The organism is Pseudomonas palleroniana, assembly GCF_003031675.1.
Taxonomy (GTDB): Bacteria; Pseudomonadota; Gammaproteobacteria; order Pseudomonadales; family Pseudomonadaceae; genus Aquipseudomonas; species Aquipseudomonas palleroniana.
Genome location: NZ_PYWX01000034.1, coordinates 25,571 through 40,794 on the forward strand (window position 1 = coordinate 25,571; position 15,224 = coordinate 40,794).

General features: G+C 61.9%; 16 protein-coding genes. 11 read left to right on the top strand and 5 right to left on the bottom strand.

From position 1 onward, the window contains the following. From C9383_RS12490 to C9383_RS12500, 3 genes are all read left to right on the top strand, one after another. Positions 1-849, top strand: a complete 849-nt coding sequence (locus C9383_RS12490; protein ID WP_090367009.1) for a MaoC family dehydratase — start codon at positions 1-3, stop codon at positions 847-849. 300 nt (positions 850-1,149) lie between these two features. Continuing rightward, complete coding sequence (locus C9383_RS12495; RefSeq protein ID WP_235863193.1) at positions 1,150-2,919, top strand: collagen-like triple helix repeat-containing protein; 1,770 nt, start codon at positions 1,150-1,152, stop codon at positions 2,917-2,919. A gap of 185 nt (positions 2,920-3,104) precedes the next feature. Beyond that, a complete protein-coding gene (locus C9383_RS12500) occupies positions 3,105-4,787 on the top strand; it encodes a ShlB/FhaC/HecB family hemolysin secretion/activation protein (protein WP_090367011.1) in 1,683 nt (560 codons plus the stop codon). 316 nt (positions 4,788-5,103) lie between these two features. On the opposite strand, the gene C9383_RS12505 is transcribed toward C9383_RS12500, so the two are convergent. Genes C9383_RS12505 through C9383_RS12515 form a run of 3 tightly spaced genes read right to left on the bottom strand, consistent with a single transcriptional unit; the run spans position 5,104 to position 5,983 of the window. After that, a complete protein-coding gene (locus C9383_RS12505; protein ID WP_060755723.1) occupies positions 5,104-5,511 on the bottom strand; it encodes a response regulator in 408 nt (135 codons plus the stop codon). A 58-nt stretch (positions 5,512-5,569) separates the two neighbouring features. Beyond that, positions 5,570-5,758 carry a Flp family type IVb pilin gene (locus tag C9383_RS12510; RefSeq protein ID WP_090367013.1) on the bottom strand — a complete coding sequence of 63 codons (189 nt, stop codon included), beginning with the start codon at positions 5,756-5,758 and terminating at the stop codon, positions 5,570-5,572. A gap of 36 nt (positions 5,759-5,794) precedes the next feature. Further along, positions 5,795-5,983 (bottom strand): Flp family type IVb pilin, encoded by a 189-nt coding sequence (locus C9383_RS12515; RefSeq protein ID WP_060755721.1) that lies wholly within the window; start codon positions 5,981-5,983, stop codon positions 5,795-5,797. A 333-nt stretch (positions 5,984-6,316) separates the two neighbouring features. Here C9383_RS12515 and cpaB point away from each other — a divergent pair, with 333 nt between their 5' ends. From cpaB to C9383_RS12555, 8 genes are read left to right on the top strand one after another with little or no spacing between them, the layout of a single operon-like run. Continuing rightward, positions 6,317-7,246 (top strand): Flp pilus assembly protein CpaB, encoded by a 930-nt coding sequence (cpaB, locus tag C9383_RS12520; RefSeq protein ID WP_090367016.1) that lies wholly within the window; start codon positions 6,317-6,319, stop codon positions 7,244-7,246. 15 nt (positions 7,247-7,261) lie between these two features. Continuing rightward, positions 7,262-8,482: a type II and III secretion system protein family protein gene (locus C9383_RS12525; protein ID WP_090367017.1), complete on the top strand. Its 1,221-nt coding sequence runs from the start codon at positions 7,262-7,264 to the stop codon at positions 8,480-8,482. Further along, the gene (locus tag C9383_RS12530) at positions 8,479-9,672 is read left to right on the top strand and encodes a CpaE/TadZ family protein (protein ID WP_060755718.1); all 1,194 of its coding nucleotides are present in this window, start codon (positions 8,479-8,481) and stop codon (positions 9,670-9,672) included. The genes C9383_RS12525 and C9383_RS12530 overlap by 4 nt, the downstream gene beginning before the upstream one ends. Next, positions 9,669-10,937: a TadA family conjugal transfer-associated ATPase gene (locus tag C9383_RS12535; RefSeq protein ID WP_090367019.1), complete on the top strand. Its 1,269-nt coding sequence runs from the start codon at positions 9,669-9,671 to the stop codon at positions 10,935-10,937. Before C9383_RS12530 ends, C9383_RS12535 begins: the two co-directional genes overlap by 4 nt. A 13-nt stretch (positions 10,938-10,950) precedes the next feature. After that, positions 10,951-11,832: a type II secretion system F family protein gene (locus tag C9383_RS12540; protein WP_090367020.1), complete on the top strand. Its 882-nt coding sequence runs from the start codon at positions 10,951-10,953 to the stop codon at positions 11,830-11,832. A 1-nt stretch (position 11,833) separates the two neighbouring features. Further along, positions 11,834-12,727 carry a type II secretion system F family protein gene (locus C9383_RS12545; RefSeq protein ID WP_090367022.1) on the top strand — a complete coding sequence of 298 codons (894 nt, stop codon included), beginning with the start codon at positions 11,834-11,836 and terminating at the stop codon, positions 12,725-12,727. 10 nt (positions 12,728-12,737) lie between these two features. Then, positions 12,738-13,460, top strand: a complete 723-nt coding sequence (locus C9383_RS12550) for a tetratricopeptide repeat protein (RefSeq protein ID WP_090367023.1) — start codon at positions 12,738-12,740, stop codon at positions 13,458-13,460. A gap of 2 nt (positions 13,461-13,462) precedes the next feature. Then, entirely contained in the window at positions 13,463-13,735 is a 273-nt protein-coding gene (locus C9383_RS12555) for a DUF3613 domain-containing protein (RefSeq protein WP_060755714.1), read from the top strand. A gap of 26 nt (positions 13,736-13,761) precedes the next feature. Here C9383_RS12555 and C9383_RS12560 read toward each other — a convergent pair whose 3' ends face one another. Both C9383_RS12560 and C9383_RS12565 read right to left on the bottom strand, forming a co-directional pair. Continuing rightward, positions 13,762-14,535: a response regulator transcription factor gene (locus C9383_RS12560; RefSeq protein ID WP_060755713.1), complete on the bottom strand. Its 774-nt coding sequence runs from the start codon at positions 14,533-14,535 to the stop codon at positions 13,762-13,764. A 143-nt stretch (positions 14,536-14,678) separates the two neighbouring features. Beyond that, on the bottom strand, positions 14,679-15,152 hold the full coding sequence (locus tag C9383_RS12565) for a prepilin peptidase (protein WP_060755712.1): 474 nt from the start codon (positions 15,150-15,152) through the stop codon (positions 14,679-14,681). Positions 15,153-15,224 lie beyond the last annotated feature (72 nt).

Genomic DNA, 15,224 nt, shown 5'->3' on the forward strand with positions numbered 1-15,224 from the left:
ATGGAATGGCAGACACTCGACCGCACCCCGCCTCTGCCGCCGCTGTACTGGCGGGCCGCGCTCAAGCGCAAGATCACCGGCGAAACCCTGCCCGATGCAGGACTGCGCTGTCACATTCGCCTGAACCCCACGGAGGTGGCCGCCTATCGCCAGGTCTGCGGGTTCGCTGACAGTTCGGTCCTGCCAGGGACTTATCCGCATATCCTGGCGTTTGGTTTGCAGATGCAATTACTCACCGACAAACAGTTTCCCTTTCCTTTGCTGGGGCTGATTCACCTGAGCAATCGGATCCGTATCCATCGTCCGCTGGGAGGCGTGAGCAATGTGCTGATCAGCGTGTACGCGCACAACCTGCGGCCCCATGCCAAGGGGGCGACCTTTGATATTGTGACCACGGTCGAGGATTCACTGGGACTGTTGTGGGAGGCGGATAGCCGTATGCTCTGCCGCGCAGTGAAACTCGAAGGCGACACCCCGGAAGAGCATTTGTCGGTAACCGATAACGTCAGCGAACTGGCCCGCTGGAAGGCGCCCGCCGATATTGGCCGCCGATACGCTCGGGTATCCGGCGATTACAACCCGATCCACCTGAGCGCATTGACGGCCAGGCTCTTCGGGTTCCCCCAGGCTATCGCCCATGGGCTGTGGAATACCGCCCGGACACTGGCCGCATTGCACGAGCATTTGCCCGCCGCCAATGTCGAGATAGACGTCGAATTCAAAAAGCCGGTGCGCCTGCCCAGTGAAGTTGTATTACTCACCACGGCTGCGGGTTCCAGTGGCGAGTTGCAACTCAAGGGGGCCGGCGACATTCAACATATGCTCGGCAAGTGGCGACCTATTGCGTGAACCACAGGAATTAATTGTATATAAACCCTAAGTTATAGCGGACGCTTCGGCGTCCGCTTTTTTACTTAACTCATTGTTCTTAATGAAAGAACCCCATCCAAATCCCCTCTATTTTACATACTTGGTATTAGTCATTAAGCCAACTAACGCCGCGCCTATATAAATCGTTAATACCAAGTTGAGCATTGCGAGAAAGAGCACTCAGGTCTGTGATTAACCCACGGACAAACGTATGCCTATCCCTAGAAATAGTCGACGTTTGAAACAACCAAGGTTGTACAGGTGCAAGGGAACTCAATCATGAAAACTCAAACTCAAGTAGTGCTATGGAAAGCAAGTACCGCGCTGGCCCTGGTCATGGCGATGAGCCTTGGCGGCTGCAGCAGCGGTGGCGGCGGCCATCACAGCAGTGTGGCGGCGTCTTCCCCGGATGCGGGTGCGGGAAGTGGTAGTGGAGGCACAGGTGGCGGTAGTGGGACTGGAAGCGGCACTGGCGGTACCGGCGGTGGCACTGCTGGCACTGGCGGCGGCACTGACGGTACCGGCGGTGGCACTGCTGGCACTGGCGGCGGCACTGACGGCACCGGCGGCGGCACTGACGGCACCGGCGGTGGCACTGCTGGCACTGGCGGCGGCACTGACGGCACCGGCGGCGGTACTGGCGGCATCGGCGGTGGCACTGCTGGTACTGGCGGCGGCACTGGCGGCACCGGCGGTGGTACTGGCGGCACCGGCGGTGGCACTGGCGGCACCGGTTCGACAACTACCCCGCTGGTCACAGGCCAGATCGCAGGCACGCTGGGCACTACCGTCGGTAACGTCGGTGCTGCCGTCGGCGATCTTGGCTCGACACTCAACGGCGTCCCCGTCGTCGGTGTCACGGCCGGTGGCCTCGTCACCGCGACCGGCAATGCCGTCACCAGCATCGGCAGCGGCGTGACCAATGGCCTGGGTACCCTGGGCACCAACAGCAATGCGCTGGGCACCACCGTCGCCGGCATCGGTACTGGCGTGGCCAACCTCGGCACCGGCGTGTCGAACACCGGCAGCACCCTGGGCACCACGTTGGGTGGCGTGCCAGTCGTCGGCGGGTTGACCGGCGGCGTCGGCACCGCAGCGGGGGGGCTGGTGAGTAACGTTGGCCAAGCCGTGACCATGCTCGGCGATACCCTGAGTACCGCCAGCACCACCGGACCACTGGGCAGCGCAACCAACACCCTGAGCAGGAGTGCACTGGTACCGGTGGTTTCCCTGGTGGAAAACACTACTGGCAACCTCGGTAGAGCTACCGGCCTGGGCACTCCGCTCAACGGCCTGCTGAATCAAGTCGGCTCGACCGTTACTGGCGTGGGCGGCCAAGTCGCCGGTGCCGGCGGCGCAGGCAACCCTGTCACCACGGCGGCCGGCGGCGCGCTGGCCAGCGTCGGTGGCGTGCTCAACCAGTCAGGTGGCTATGTTGCGCCCGCCGGCGGTGCCGCAGCTCCCGGCCTGCCGGAACTGGTCGGCGGTGTAGTCGCCAACGTAGGTAGCGGCCTGACGGCCGGCAGTACTAACGGCACAGTCGGTACTGCGGGTGTCACCGGTGGGGCACTGGGCAATACCGTGGCCTCGCTGGGCACTGTCATCGGCGGCACCGGCGTCGCCAATACCGCCCCCACGACGCCAGTCGCAGGCTTGGCGACCAACGTCGGCACAGCGCTGGCCCCGGTCACCAACGGCGTCACCAGCCTGACGCAAAACGTCGGCACCACCACCGGCATCGGCGCTCCAGTCAACGGTCTGGTCACCCAGGTCGGCGGCGCTGTCAGCAGCCTGGGCACCAACCTGACCACCGCCAACGCCAACCCGGTCACCAACGCCGTGGGCACGACGGTAACGTCGCTCGGCAACACCGTAGGCTCAGTGGGTGGCTTGGTCACCGGCGGAACCGGCAGCACGGGTGGCGGCCTGCTCGGTGGCTTGAACGTCGGCGCCAGCACCACGACCAACACCTCGGTCAACGGCAGTGCCACCACCGGGACAACGGGTGGCCTGGGAGGCTTGCTGAACGGCGTGACCGGCACACATTAGAATTGCACCTGGCCGATTAGACGGCCTCCCCTCCAGCGCCTACGCTTGGTTGAGACGAGAGACCCTGAGTAAGTCTCTCGTCTTTTTTATGGGCCGGCCTTGTCGAACAACGCCTGGTCCTCCCGAACCGAGTCCCAGAACCCGGCGGGCCCGAGACGCTGCTGCAGTTGACCATGGAGTGTCCTATGCGCGTGTTCACACCGTTGTTAGTCCTTTCCCTCAGTGCTTACGCCCAAGCCGAGAGCCTGCCCAACTTTCTCAACAGCAACGACACCATCCGCAACCTGCCGGTGCCCAACCTGCCCGCCGACGCCTACCGACCGGTCACGCCCAAGACCCAGGTGCCGGAGGCACCCGTTTCCCAGGGCCAGCCTCTGTTGATGGACACCAAAATCACCATCCGCAAGTTGCAGATCGAGGGCGGCACGATATACCCGCTCGGCGAGACCGCCAAAGCCTACTCGGCGTTGATCGGCCATGAGACCAACCTGGCGCAATTGATCGAAGCCACCCGCAGCATCACCCGTCGTTATCAAGAGGACGGTTACCTGCTGTCCTACGCCTTCCTGCCGCAACAGAACTTTGAAAACGGCCTGGTACGCGTAGTGCTGGTGGAGGGCTACATCAAGGACTACCAACAGAGCGGCGACATCGGTTCGGTGTCGGCCTATGTCGATAAACTGGCGAACAAACTCCTGGCCGAACGCCCGCTCACACGCAAGACGTTCGAGCGCTATACCACGCTCATGGGCCGTATCCCCGGCGTGACGCTGCAAGCGCAAGTACCGCCGCCGGGGACCACCGATGGCGCCGCGCACATGGTGATCCAGGCCAGCCGCAAACCCTTCACCACCAGCATGAGCCTGGAGGAAGACAACCGCAGCGGCACCCAAGCGTTGCTCACCGCCACCAGCAATGCCCAGACATCCATGGGCGAACAGCTCAACGTCAGCGGCCTGTTCCCGCCCGGCGACGACAAAAAGCATTATTACCGCGTGGGCTACAGCCAGTTCATCAATGCCGAAGGCAGCCAGCTTGTGCTGGGGGCCGAACGTTATCGCGCCGACCCCAAAAGCAATATCCAGCTGGACGGCGGCTTCGAGCTCAAGCCGCACCAGTCGATCGATCGCTACACCATCGGCCTCAGCCACCCACTGATCGCCTCGCCCACCGAATCCTTGACCCTGGGCGCGCGCCTGTATGCGGTGGACCAAACCACACGCTATCAACTGGTGGGCTACCCCAACCGCTTCGATATCGAAACCAACCTGCGCGCGCTGGCGTTCGAAGGTGACTGGCGCAAGGCCGACGCCCGGCAATTGCGCATCCTCAGCGCCGGTCTGTATCAGGGTATCAACGGCCTGCGCGCCAGGACGCACAGTGATCTGACCAGTACCACGCCTGACCTCGACTTCTTCCGCCTGCGCCTCTCCGGCGTGCAGAGCGACAAGTTCTTCGATAACTGGCAAGGGGTACTGTCGGGCGCGTTCTACTGGAGCGATGCCACCCTGCCCGACAGCGAACGCGCCACCTTCGGCGGGCAGAACTTCGGCCGTGGCTACCCTGACGACCAGGCTTCCGGTGACAAGGGTTGGGGCGTGGCGTACGAGGTCAACTACAGCTTCAACCGCGCCGGTGACTGGGTGAAGGTGCTGCAACCCTACGTTGTGCTTGATCGTGCCAAGACCTGGTTCAACACCCTGCCGGTCAAGGGCAACGACATGTCATCGGCGGCCGTGGGCCTGCGTTTTGGCGATAACAAGTACTACAACATCGCGCTGGAAGCCTCCAAACCCATGTCGGATATCGCCCTCGACAGCCTCAACCGGCGGCCGCGGTATACGCTGAGCTTCAGCTACCAGCTCTGACGATCGTAGTGAGCGGGCTTGTCCCGCGCTGGGTGGCGAAGCCGCCTCAAAGCCAGCCAACTCGGTTTTTCTGAAATACCGTGGCGTTATTGTTGGGGCTGCTGCGCAGCCCAGCGCGGGGCGAGCCCGCTCACTACAAGGCGAGGGGACCGACCAAGCGCACCCGGACAGAGCTCTGGCAATAATTGTAGTGAGCGGGCTTGTCCCGCGCTGGGTGGCGAAGCCGCCCCAAAGCCGGCCAACTCCGGTTTTTCTGTAATACCGTGGCGTCCTTGTTGGGGCTGCTACGCAGCCCAGCGCGGGGCGAGCCCGCTCACTACAAGGGGTGTTTGATCAGGGGGAAGAGGTTGTTGAGGGTATCGATCAAGCGCACCAGGTAGATGGGCTTGCGAAACAGATCCAGCACCTGCAAACGCAGCATATCGCTGACATCATCCATCTGGGCATGCCCCGACATCACGATCACCGGCAAGTGCTGGCGCTCGGTGTGTTCGCGCAAGCGCTTGATCAGTGAGATACCGCTTTCCTCGGGCATGCTCAGGTCGGTGATCACCAGGGCGATGTCCGGGTTCAGGGTCAACTCCTGCAAGGCGAGGGTGACGGAGGTGGCGGTAAAGCAAACGAAGCCCTCGTTCTCCAGCGACTCGGCCAGTTCTACGAGGGCATCTTCTTCGTCGTCCACCAACAGGATTTGTTGGCGAAAAGGTGCAGTTGCAGCATTCATGGGTACTACCTAGCGTTGCCAAACAATGACGTGTGTACTCACCGATGCTGTCTGAAGCTCAGGTTATCGCGGTCGTGATTTTAGCAATGAACGTCGTGATCTGCGGCCCCAGGGTCGCCCCCGCCGCCAGTACGACCAGCGCCACGATAGCCACGAGAATGAGGTATTCAATCGCCGTAGCGCCGTCTTTTCGATACAACAGCAATAGTAGCTGGTCACGCACTCTTATCAACAGATCAAGGACCATAGCACTTCTCCTCAGTCGCAGGATACGGTCTGGAACTCAGGTCAGGGCAGTGTTGATTTTACCGAAGAAGGTCGTGATTTTAGGTCCCAGGGTTGTCCCGGCAGCCAGGATCACCAGGGCCACGATGGCTACCAGAATCAAGTACTCAATCGCCGTAGCACCGTCTTTGCGCTGAAAAAGCAACTGAAGTTGAATATGAAGTTTTACCAACAACTCAAGGATCATCGTACTTCTCCTCAGGCGCTGGGCGCCTTATCAGCACGCCGCACGGTAATTGCGATGTGCCATCTGAGCATTGTCAACAAACCCGAGCCTCACAACTGTAAGAACTGATTAATCACAAAGTAGGGGGTTACTTTATTGACGCCTTAATTCCGTGGTTTTCAACGTCATCCCGCCCTTCGCACAAGAAAACTTGCTGTCAGTAATGGCATTTTGTCCTAGCTGAACTACCTTCAAATAGCGAAATAGTTAGTCACAGGTTCATAGCAGCCGCGTTGCGAAATTAGCCCGCTCGGAGAGACGGGTGTGTCGTGCAACAGCAAAGGGAGCGCCGTCATGAACACGCGTCTGAGCATGGTGTTGGCCGGGGTGCTTCTGCTCGGTGCGCTGTTTGCCGGTTATTGGGGATTGGTCCTGAGCCGGGCGCCCGTACCGGCACCGCCTCCCCCGGTCCCCCAAGCAGCACCTGTCGAAAAAGCCGTTACCGTGGTGGAAGACCAGACCCGCCAACCGGTGGTGGTACTGGCCCGCGACATCCCGCCCTTTGCGCCCCTGAGCGCCGCCGATCTCGCGGTGGAAAAACTGCGCACCGTACCGGCCGGCAGCATGAGCAGCGTCGACCAGGCCATCGGCCGCACGCCTTGGCGAGCCCTGCGGGCAGGCACCTGGTTGAATGAAGACAGTTTCACCCCAGGTGGCCCGCTGGCGCGAATGATTCGCCCCGACGAACGCGCCCTGGCCGTAGCCGTGGATGAAGTGATTGGCGCCGCCGGCCAACTGAGCCCCGGCGATTATGTGGACGTATTGCTGTACCTGCGCCAGGACGCCGCCAACCTCGAACAATCGGCCCAGGTGGTGGTGCCCGCCATGCGTTTGCTCAGCGTCGGCGATCAAATGGGCTTGAGCAATGATGGCACCCCAGCCTCCCCGCCTGCGCTCACCGCCGAGGAACGAGCCCAGCGTCGCGGCCCGCCACGCACCGTGGTGCTGGCGGTGCCCGAGGCCCTGCTGAGCCGCCTGATGCTCGCCACTCAAGCCGGCACTTTACGCCTGGCAGTACGCAGTGCCGACGAACGTTTACTGGGCCAATACTGGGCCGGCGAAAGCGATGTGCCGGGCAAAGTGCAAAGCGCCAACCGCGACCTTTATCAGTTCACGCAACTGGCCTTCGCCCAAGCGCCGAAAAAACTCGTCCAGGGCAGCCCGCGTCGCACCGGTATCGAGGTGATCCGCGGCAATCAAGCCACCCAACAAACGCCTGACTGAACAAGGATGCCCTGCATGAACCGACGTTTCGCACCCGTGTTCACGCTGAAAATCGCCTGTGCCCTGCTGCTGTCGAACCTGTCCGTGGAACTGGCCGTGGCTGCCCCCGGCAATTGCGCCAGCCTGGGTCAACTACCCGCCGCCCTGTCGGTCGGTGAAGGCTTGCAACAGGAACTGCAATCACCGGTAGCCATCACCCGCCTGGCGATTGGTGACCCGAAAATTGCCGACGTCCACCTCAACGGCGACCGGGGTTTCCTGCTGACCGGCGTCGCCTCCGGCACCACCAGCCTGATGGTCTGGACCGCCTGTTCGAACACGCCGCGCCAGAGCATGGTGTTCGTCAAGGGCAAGGCCATCTCGGCGCTGACCAGCCTGTCATTGTCGCCATCGGAAGATCCCTTGCTGCCCAGCCAGGTACAGACCGACATCCGTTTTGTCGAGGTCAGCCGCACCAAGCTCAAGGAGGCCAGCACCAAGATTCTGGGCAGTGGCAAGAACTTCTTCCTGGGCAGCCCCAACCTGCTATCGCCCTCCGAAGGTGTCTTCAAACTGCCGGTGAGCCCCGACAACTTCAATATCGGGTTTGGCGGGGGGCGCGTATCCGCGATGATCAATGCCCTGGAAAGCAGCGGGTTCGCCTATACCCTGGCACGTCCAAGCCTGGTGGCCATGAGCGGCCAGAGTGCGACCTTCCTGGCGGGCGGCGAGGTACCGATCCCGGTGCCGAGCAGCGCCAGCAACAACATCTCGATCGAATACAAAGAGTTCGGCATCCGCCTGACCTTGACCCCGACCGTGATCGACCGTAGCCGGATCTCCCTCAAAGTCGCACCGGAAGTCAGTGAGCTGGACTACACCAACGCGGTGGTCATCGACAATATCAAGGTCCCGGCCCTGACCATTCGCCGCACGGACACCAGTGTGTCCCTGGCAGACGGCGAAAGCTTCGTGATCAGCGGGCTGATCAGCAGCAGCAACACCACCAGCATCAGCAAGTTTCCCGGCCTGGGTGACATCCCGATCCTGGGTGCGTTCTTTCGCGATTCCAACATCAATCGCCAGGACAAGGAACTGCTGATGATCGTCACCCCGCACCTGGTGCAGCCGTTGGCGGCCAATGCCCAGTTGCCGTCCTTGCCAGGCGAGAAACTGCGGAACTACGACCCGAACTGGTATCGCCTGTACTTCCTGGAAAACGGCAACTTCGACCGACTCAACGGACTGTCCCAATGAGCGATAGCCTGAGCCAGACGTTCCTGGCAATCACGCGCAACACCACCGACCTGGAATGGCTGCAGGGCGCACTGGCACCGCTTGGCCAAGTGGTCAGCGCCGGCAGCGGCACCTTGGACGAACTGCTCGCGCTGGTCGATGTGACCTTTGCCGGCCTGGTGTTTATCGGCCTTGACCGTGAACACGTGGTGGCCCAAAGCGCCTTGATCGAAGGCGCCCTGGAAGCCAAACCGATGCTCGCCATCGTCGCCCTCGGTGACGGCATGGACAACCAGTTGGTACTCAATGCCATGCGCGCCGGCGCGCGGGATTTTGTCGCCTACGGCTCGCGCTCCAGCGAAGTGGCCGGGCTGGTAAGGCGCCTGAGCAAACGCCTGCCGCCGGTCACCACCAACACCCAGCTGGGTGGCCTCAGCGTGCTGTATGGCACCCAGGGCAATGCCGATGGCGCACTGTTGGCCAGCCACCTGGCGCTGGTCGTGCAAAAGAGTGGTCAGCACACCTTGCTGCTGGACCTGGGCCTGCCCCGAGGTGACAGCCTGGCGCTGCTGGGGCTGGAAAGCTCGTTCCATTTCGGCGATGCCCTGCGCCACCTGCGACGGCTGGACACGACCCTGATCAACAGCGCATTCACCAGCGCGCAAGACGGCCTGCGCATCCTGGCCTACGCCCCCAACGATGAGCCCCTGGAGCGCACCAGCGCCGCCGAGTTGTACATGCTGCTCAGCGCGTTGCGCCAACATTTCCAGCACATTGTGGTGAACCTGGTTGGCCAACCGGACAGCGAAGCCCTGCGCACCTTCGTCAGCCATTGCGACAAGCTGTTGTGGTACACCGACCAGAGCGTGCTGGACTGCCGACGTAACCTCGCGGTGCTGAACCTGTGGCGCGAAAAGGGCATGAAGCTGGAGCACGCCAAACTGTTGGTCGACAGCTACCTCAAGAGCTGTGCACCGGACGCCGAAACCCTGGGCAAAAGCTTCGGCCTGGAGGTGATTGCCGTGCTGCCGCTGAGCCCGGACGTGCGCCTGAATGCAAAAAACCAAGGCCAGACCTTGTTCGCCCTGGCGCCACGCGAACCCCTGACCCAGGGTCTGAAAACCCTCGGGGAGCGCCTGGCAAAACGTTCGGCAGGCAACGAACAACCCTCCAACAAATGGCTTGATCGCCTGCTGAGAGCCGGCAAATGAACAGTGAAAAACTTTTCGGTGCCCCCACCGCGGGCTTCGGTGGCAACACTGAGCACGACGGGCTCAAGCTGGTGTTCCATCGCTACATCATCGATGCCATCGAAGAGTCGGGAAAAAACCTGCTGGAAGGTTCTCGCCAGTTGCTGGCGCAGTTTGTCATCGACAAAGTGGCCGAATACAGCAACCGCATGCACTTGGCGATCTCCCGCTATGAGATGGAACGCCTGGCCGAAGAAATCGTCGACGAGCTGACCGGCTTCGGCCCGCTGGAAGTGCTGCTGCGCGACCCGTCCGTTACCGAGATCCTGGTCAACGGCCCGCATCGGGTGTTCATAGAGCGCGACGGTCTGCTGCACCAGAGTGACCTGCGGTTCATCGACTCGCACCATGTGGAGCGCGTGATGCAACGCATCCTCGCGCCCCTCGGGCGACGCCTGGACGAGTCCTCGCCCATGGTCGATGCGCGCCTGCCCGATGGCAGCCGGGTCAACGCGATCATCCCGCCGATCGCCCTGGACGGGCCATGCCTGTCGATTCGCAAGTTTCGCAAGGACATGCTCAAAAGCAGCGACCTGGTGGCCATGCAGACCATCGACCAGAACATCTTCGACTTCTTCCAGGAGGCCGTGGGCAAGCGCTGCAACATCCTCATCAGCGGCGGCACCGGCACCGGCAAAACCACATTGCTGAACATCCTCAGCCAACTGATCAACCCCCATGAACGGCTGGTGACCATCGAAGACGTGGCCGAACTGCAACTGGGCCACCCCCATGTGGTGCGCCTGGAAACCCGCCCGCCGAATGCCGAGGGCCATGGCGAGGTCAAGGCCAGCGACCTGATCCGCAACGCCCTGCGGATGCGCCCCGACCGCATCATCCTGGGTGAGATCCGTGGCGTGGAAGTGCTCGATGTTCTCACCGCCATGAACACCGGCCACGACGGTTCCATGAGTACCGTGCATGCCAACAACGCCGCCGATGCCCTGCTGCGCCTGGAAACACTGGTGGGCCTGACTGGCCGGACGGTGGCGGAAAAAACCCTGCGCCAAATGATCTGTGCGGCGCTGGATGTGGTGATTCAACTGACCCGCCTGCCCGACGGCCGCCGCTGTGTGAGCGAGGTGGTCGAGGTGGTGGGCATTCGCGAAGACGTGTACGTGACCAACACGCTGTTCCGCCATGACCGGCGAACCGGCTTCGGCTTCCTGCGCGAGGCGGTCAACCCGGCCGGTGAAAAGCTGCGCCGCGAGCCGGCATTGCCGTGAAAGGGATTCGACCATGACTGGGGCCATCCTGCTGCTGATTTGCCTGATCCTGACCGGCCTGTCGATTCGATCGTTTTACCATGGCCTGCGCCGCGCCCAGACCGAACGCGTATTGGACCGTCTTGCCGAAGGCCAGCCCAAGCTCGCCGAAGAGGCCAGCCACTGGGACGGCCTGGAGCGCATGTTCCTGCGCGCAGGCTTGGGCAAACCCAGTGACAGCCTGGGGCTGTGGCTGGCGTTGTGGGCCCTGGGCGTCGCGTTGGGGTTGATGGTTGCCGGCTGGTTTGGCCTGGTGATGATGCTGCTGGTGCCACCGCTGTTGCTGCGTTTGTACCTCGCCTGGCGGTATCAGCGGCTCATCAAGCGCATGATCGAACAGCTGCCGCAGTTGCTCGATCACACGGTACGCAGCCTCAAGGCCGGGCGCACCTTGACCGACGCGGTGCTGGGCGGCATCGAGGTCAGCGAAGACCCACTGAAAAAAGCCATGGGCCGCATCCAGCGCAACGTGCAGTTGGGCGTCAGCCTGCCGGAGTCGACGCATGACTTTGCCGAATTCTATGAGCGCGACGAATTTCGCCTGTTCGCGTTGGGCTTGAAGGTCAACCACCGCTATGGCGGCAACGCCAGCGAGCTGTTGGAAAACCTGATCAAGATGATCCGCGAACGCGAGCAAGCCGCCCGTCAGCTGCGCGCCCTGACCGGCGAAACCCGGGTGACCGCCTATGTCCTCACCGCCCTGCCCATTTCCATGGTGGGCTACTTCCTGGCAGTGAACCCCGCGTACCTGATGACCATGTGGAACGACGACACGGGTCGCCTGTTGCTGTTCGTGGCCCTGGCCATGCAACTCATGGGTTGCTTCACCTTATGGCGCATGTTGCGGAGTGTATGACATGGCGATTGCCCTGCTGATCAGCGCCGTCCTGTTCCTTGCCGCCCTGGCGCTGGTGCTCGCCAACCTGGTCAGGCAGCGACGCGGCCAACGCCTGGTTGCCCAGCGCTTGCAGGGCCAGCTGGGCCGCAAAGACAAATTTGGCAGCCTGATGCAGCAACTGGGCAGCAGCCCGCTGGCGCAACGTTCGCTTAGCCTGGACCATGAAACCCAGGTCCTGCTCAACCGGGTCGGCTGGCGTAAAGCCAGCCAACGCTCGATGTTCGCCGCCTTCCAGATCGGCACGCCGCTGGTGCTGATGGGCCTTGTGGGGGTGGCCCAGGGCGTGTTGTTTGGCCACAGCGACTCGCCCTGGCTCGCGCCCCTGATTGCCTTGGGCATTGGCTACCTGCTGCCCAAGCGCGTGCTATCCAGCCTCGCCAAAAGTCGCCAGCAGCAGATCGCCCGCGAGGTGGCAACCTTCATCCCGCTGCTGCGCATCCTGTTCGAATCAGGCATGGCCGTCGAACAGACACTGCGCGTGCTCAGCCTTGAAGCGCAGCGCCTGCTGCCGGCCTTGACCCATGAACTACGCCTGATCCTGACACGGGTCGACTCCGGCCTGGAACTCAGCGAGGAGCTGGGTAAGACCGCGCGGCTGCTGGCCGTGGATGAGTTCACCGATACCTGCACCATCCTCCAGCAATTGGTCCAGCAAGGGGGCGGCGCGATGAAGTCGTTACTGGCGCTCAAGCAATTGTTCGACGACCGCCGCCTGACCCGCATCCAGGAATTCGTTTCGAAGATGTCGGCGAAGATGTCGGTGGTGATGATGGTTTTTCTGTTTCCCGCCTTGCTGATCGTGCTCGGAGGGCCTGCGTTCATCGGCATCTCCCGAGCCTTGAGTAACCTATGAGGAGCGCCCGATGAAAGCCTTGATAGCCGGTTTGAGCCTGTTATTGCTCGGCGGTTGTGCCACCAATGGTCAAACCCCGTGGAGCGCACTCACGGCCACCGGCAGTTGCCCCAAGCCCGCTTCCGACCAGGAGCTGGCATTGAACCTGGCCGATGAAATGGCCAACGACGGCAAGCTGCACGCCAGCCTGGCCAACCTGCAGAACCTGCCCTCGCACTTGCCCCAGGTGCGCCTGCGCCAGGCCAAGGCCTATCGTTTGCTGGGCCGCGGCGAGGCCGAGCCGTTGTACCGCAGCCTGCTCGGCACCTGCATGGCCGCCGAAGGAGAGCACGGCCTGGGCCAGCTGGCCTCGGCCAAGGGCGACAACGGGCAAGCCATGGCGCACTTGCAACGTGCGGCACGCTTGGCACCCACCGACGAAAAAATCCGCAATGACCTGGGCGTGGTGTACCTCAACCAACTGCGCCTGGAAGACGCCCGTTTCGAATTCATGACCGCCATGGAACTCAAGCAGAGCGACCCGCTGGCGGCGATCAACCTGGTGACCTTGCTGATCTATCAGGACAACTGGAAGCAGGCCGCACAAGTGGTCGGCCAGATGGGCCTGAGCCCGGAACAAGTCACCGAGGCCCAGGCCAGGGCCGAGAAACTCAAAGGCTCCGGCGCTCCCGTCGCCAAGGCCGGCGATCAGCTCGCCACGGTCAGTGAGACCATCGGCAACTCGAGGAATTGATGATGAAACGACCCTATCTCACCAGCCTGGCAGTGCTGACATTGCCCATGAGTGTGCTGGCCATAGAGCCCGGGCCCTCATCCCCGCAACAGGCCGCCACTGAAAATTGGCTGACGTTGCAGGTCAGCGGCAAGCTCGCATCCAGCACCCAGCAAAAAGCCACCGCCGCCGAACGCGAACAGGCTGCCCAGCGGTTGCTGGACAGCTACAAGCATCCGATTCCAGAGTTTTTCGAACAGAAAGTCGGCGGGCAAACCGGCGGCAATCATCAGTAGTTTGTGGGAGGGGGATGGTGTTGTGATCAGTGAGCCGTCACCTGCTGGTGCGGCGCCAATTTGCCAGGCGACAGCGCCAGTGCCAGTTGCGTACGGTTATGCATGTGGGTCAGGCGCAGCACCTGAGAGACGTACAACTTCACAGTGTTTTCGGTAATGCCCAATTCGCAGGCAATCTGATAGTTGGTCTGGCCTGTGCCCACCAGCCGCGCTACATCCCACTGGCGCGGTGACAGCGGTTTGAAGATCGCCGGAATTTCCGACGGCCCCGCCGGGACCGCTTCGCCCTGCGCCCCTGGCGGGCTGCGGCGGACTTTATCGATGTCCTGATACAGCTCGTTGATGGACTCGGACAGAAATTGCAGCTTCTGATTCAAGTGCCCCAGTTGCAGATCCTTCCTGCGCTCTTGCAATGCGGCGTCCTGGCGCTGCAAGCCTTCGAGCAATTCATCCAGGTTGATCGGCTTCTGATAGTAGTCGGCGAACCCGGCCCGCAGGGCCTTGATCACATCCTGCTTGTCGGCGCGCCCGGTCAACATGATGGCTTCGAAAGCCCGCTGCTTACCGGCGACCTTTTGCAACGCCTGGACCAATTCGATGCCGTCCATGTCCGGCATATGCAGGTCGCACAACACCAGGCCGATCTCGGCGTCTTCGCTGAAACACGTCAAGGCCTGCTGGCTGGACTGACAAGGGACGCAACGATAGCCGCTGCTTTCGAGAAACTCACAGAGCTCCTCCACGATCAGTGGCTGATCGTCGACCACGAGCACTTTAACCGCAGAGGTAAGCTTGTTCACACGCTACTCCATGCCAGGCACGCCAAAAGATTGGCCCATCTTTTACGACGAATATCCCTACACAACTTAAACAACATTCCTACACAACTTAAACGTAGACGTACTTTCCGACTATGTACATAGCGTTAATACCCCCATGACGACTAATGGATCCAAAACCACGTAAGTACGAATCCCACCAGCAAAAACGGCGCGAACGGCAGTTTTTTTGACGATTGCGGCGCCAAACCGGCCATTTGGTCTTTAAACACCGGCCCCAGAAGCGCCCACACTTTTGGCGCAAGCATCAGCCAGAGCACACTGGCGAATGCCGCCCCGATGAAAGACCCCAGCAGATACTCGGCATTCGAGGCCAGCGCCAACGCCGCGAGCAACTTCACATCGCCCGCGCCCAGGCGGCCCAGGGCGTAACCCGGCAGGGTCAGCAGCAGCGCCAGCACCAACGCCAGCGCACCCTGCCCGGCCGGCGCGCCCAGCCATGTGCTGCCCGTGCCCAGCAGGTAGATCAACGCCAACAGGGCCGCCCCCAGCGTCAGGCGGTTAGCCAGCAACCGCTGCCGAGCGTCCTGCGCCGCACACAGCCCCAACCACACCAATACCACGGCACCCTGGATCACGTAAAAAACATCCCTTTTTGCTGATTGATTCTATGCTGATATCAAGTAGTAGCCGTCAGGGTAGACGCGGTG

What these genes read in the sequence shown, in the direction of transcription:
- C9383_RS12490 (WP_090367009.1), top strand. Translation starts at nt 1, where the DNA reads ATGGAATGGCAGACACTCGACCGCACCCCGCCTCTGCCGCCGCTGTAC.
- C9383_RS12495 (WP_235863193.1), top strand. Translation starts at nt 1,150, where the DNA reads ATGAAAACTCAAACTCAAGTAGTGCTATGGAAAGCAAGTACCGCGCTG.
- C9383_RS12500 (WP_090367011.1), top strand. Translation starts at nt 3,105, where the DNA reads ATGCGCGTGTTCACACCGTTGTTAGTCCTTTCCCTCAGTGCTTACGCC.
- C9383_RS12505 (WP_060755723.1), bottom strand. Translation starts at nt 5,511, where the DNA reads ATGAATGCTGCAACTGCACCTTTTCGCCAACAAATCCTGTTGGTGGAC.
- C9383_RS12510 (WP_090367013.1), bottom strand. Translation starts at nt 5,758, where the DNA reads ATGGTCCTTGATCTGTTGATAAGAGTGCGTGACCAGCTACTATTGCTG.
- C9383_RS12515 (WP_060755721.1), bottom strand. Translation starts at nt 5,983, where the DNA reads ATGATCCTTGAGTTGTTGGTAAAACTTCATATTCAACTTCAGTTGCTT.
- cpaB (WP_090367016.1), top strand. Translation starts at nt 6,317, where the DNA reads ATGAACACGCGTCTGAGCATGGTGTTGGCCGGGGTGCTTCTGCTCGGT.
- C9383_RS12525 (WP_090367017.1), top strand. Translation starts at nt 7,262, where the DNA reads ATGAACCGACGTTTCGCACCCGTGTTCACGCTGAAAATCGCCTGTGCC.
- C9383_RS12530 (WP_060755718.1), top strand. Translation starts at nt 8,479, where the DNA reads ATGAGCGATAGCCTGAGCCAGACGTTCCTGGCAATCACGCGCAACACC.
- C9383_RS12535 (WP_090367019.1), top strand. Translation starts at nt 9,669, where the DNA reads ATGAACAGTGAAAAACTTTTCGGTGCCCCCACCGCGGGCTTCGGTGGC.
- C9383_RS12540 (WP_090367020.1), top strand. Translation starts at nt 10,951, where the DNA reads ATGACTGGGGCCATCCTGCTGCTGATTTGCCTGATCCTGACCGGCCTG.
- C9383_RS12545 (WP_090367022.1), top strand. Translation starts at nt 11,834, where the DNA reads ATGGCGATTGCCCTGCTGATCAGCGCCGTCCTGTTCCTTGCCGCCCTG.
- C9383_RS12550 (WP_090367023.1), top strand. Translation starts at nt 12,738, where the DNA reads ATGAAAGCCTTGATAGCCGGTTTGAGCCTGTTATTGCTCGGCGGTTGT.
- C9383_RS12555 (WP_060755714.1), top strand. Translation starts at nt 13,463, where the DNA reads ATGAAACGACCCTATCTCACCAGCCTGGCAGTGCTGACATTGCCCATG.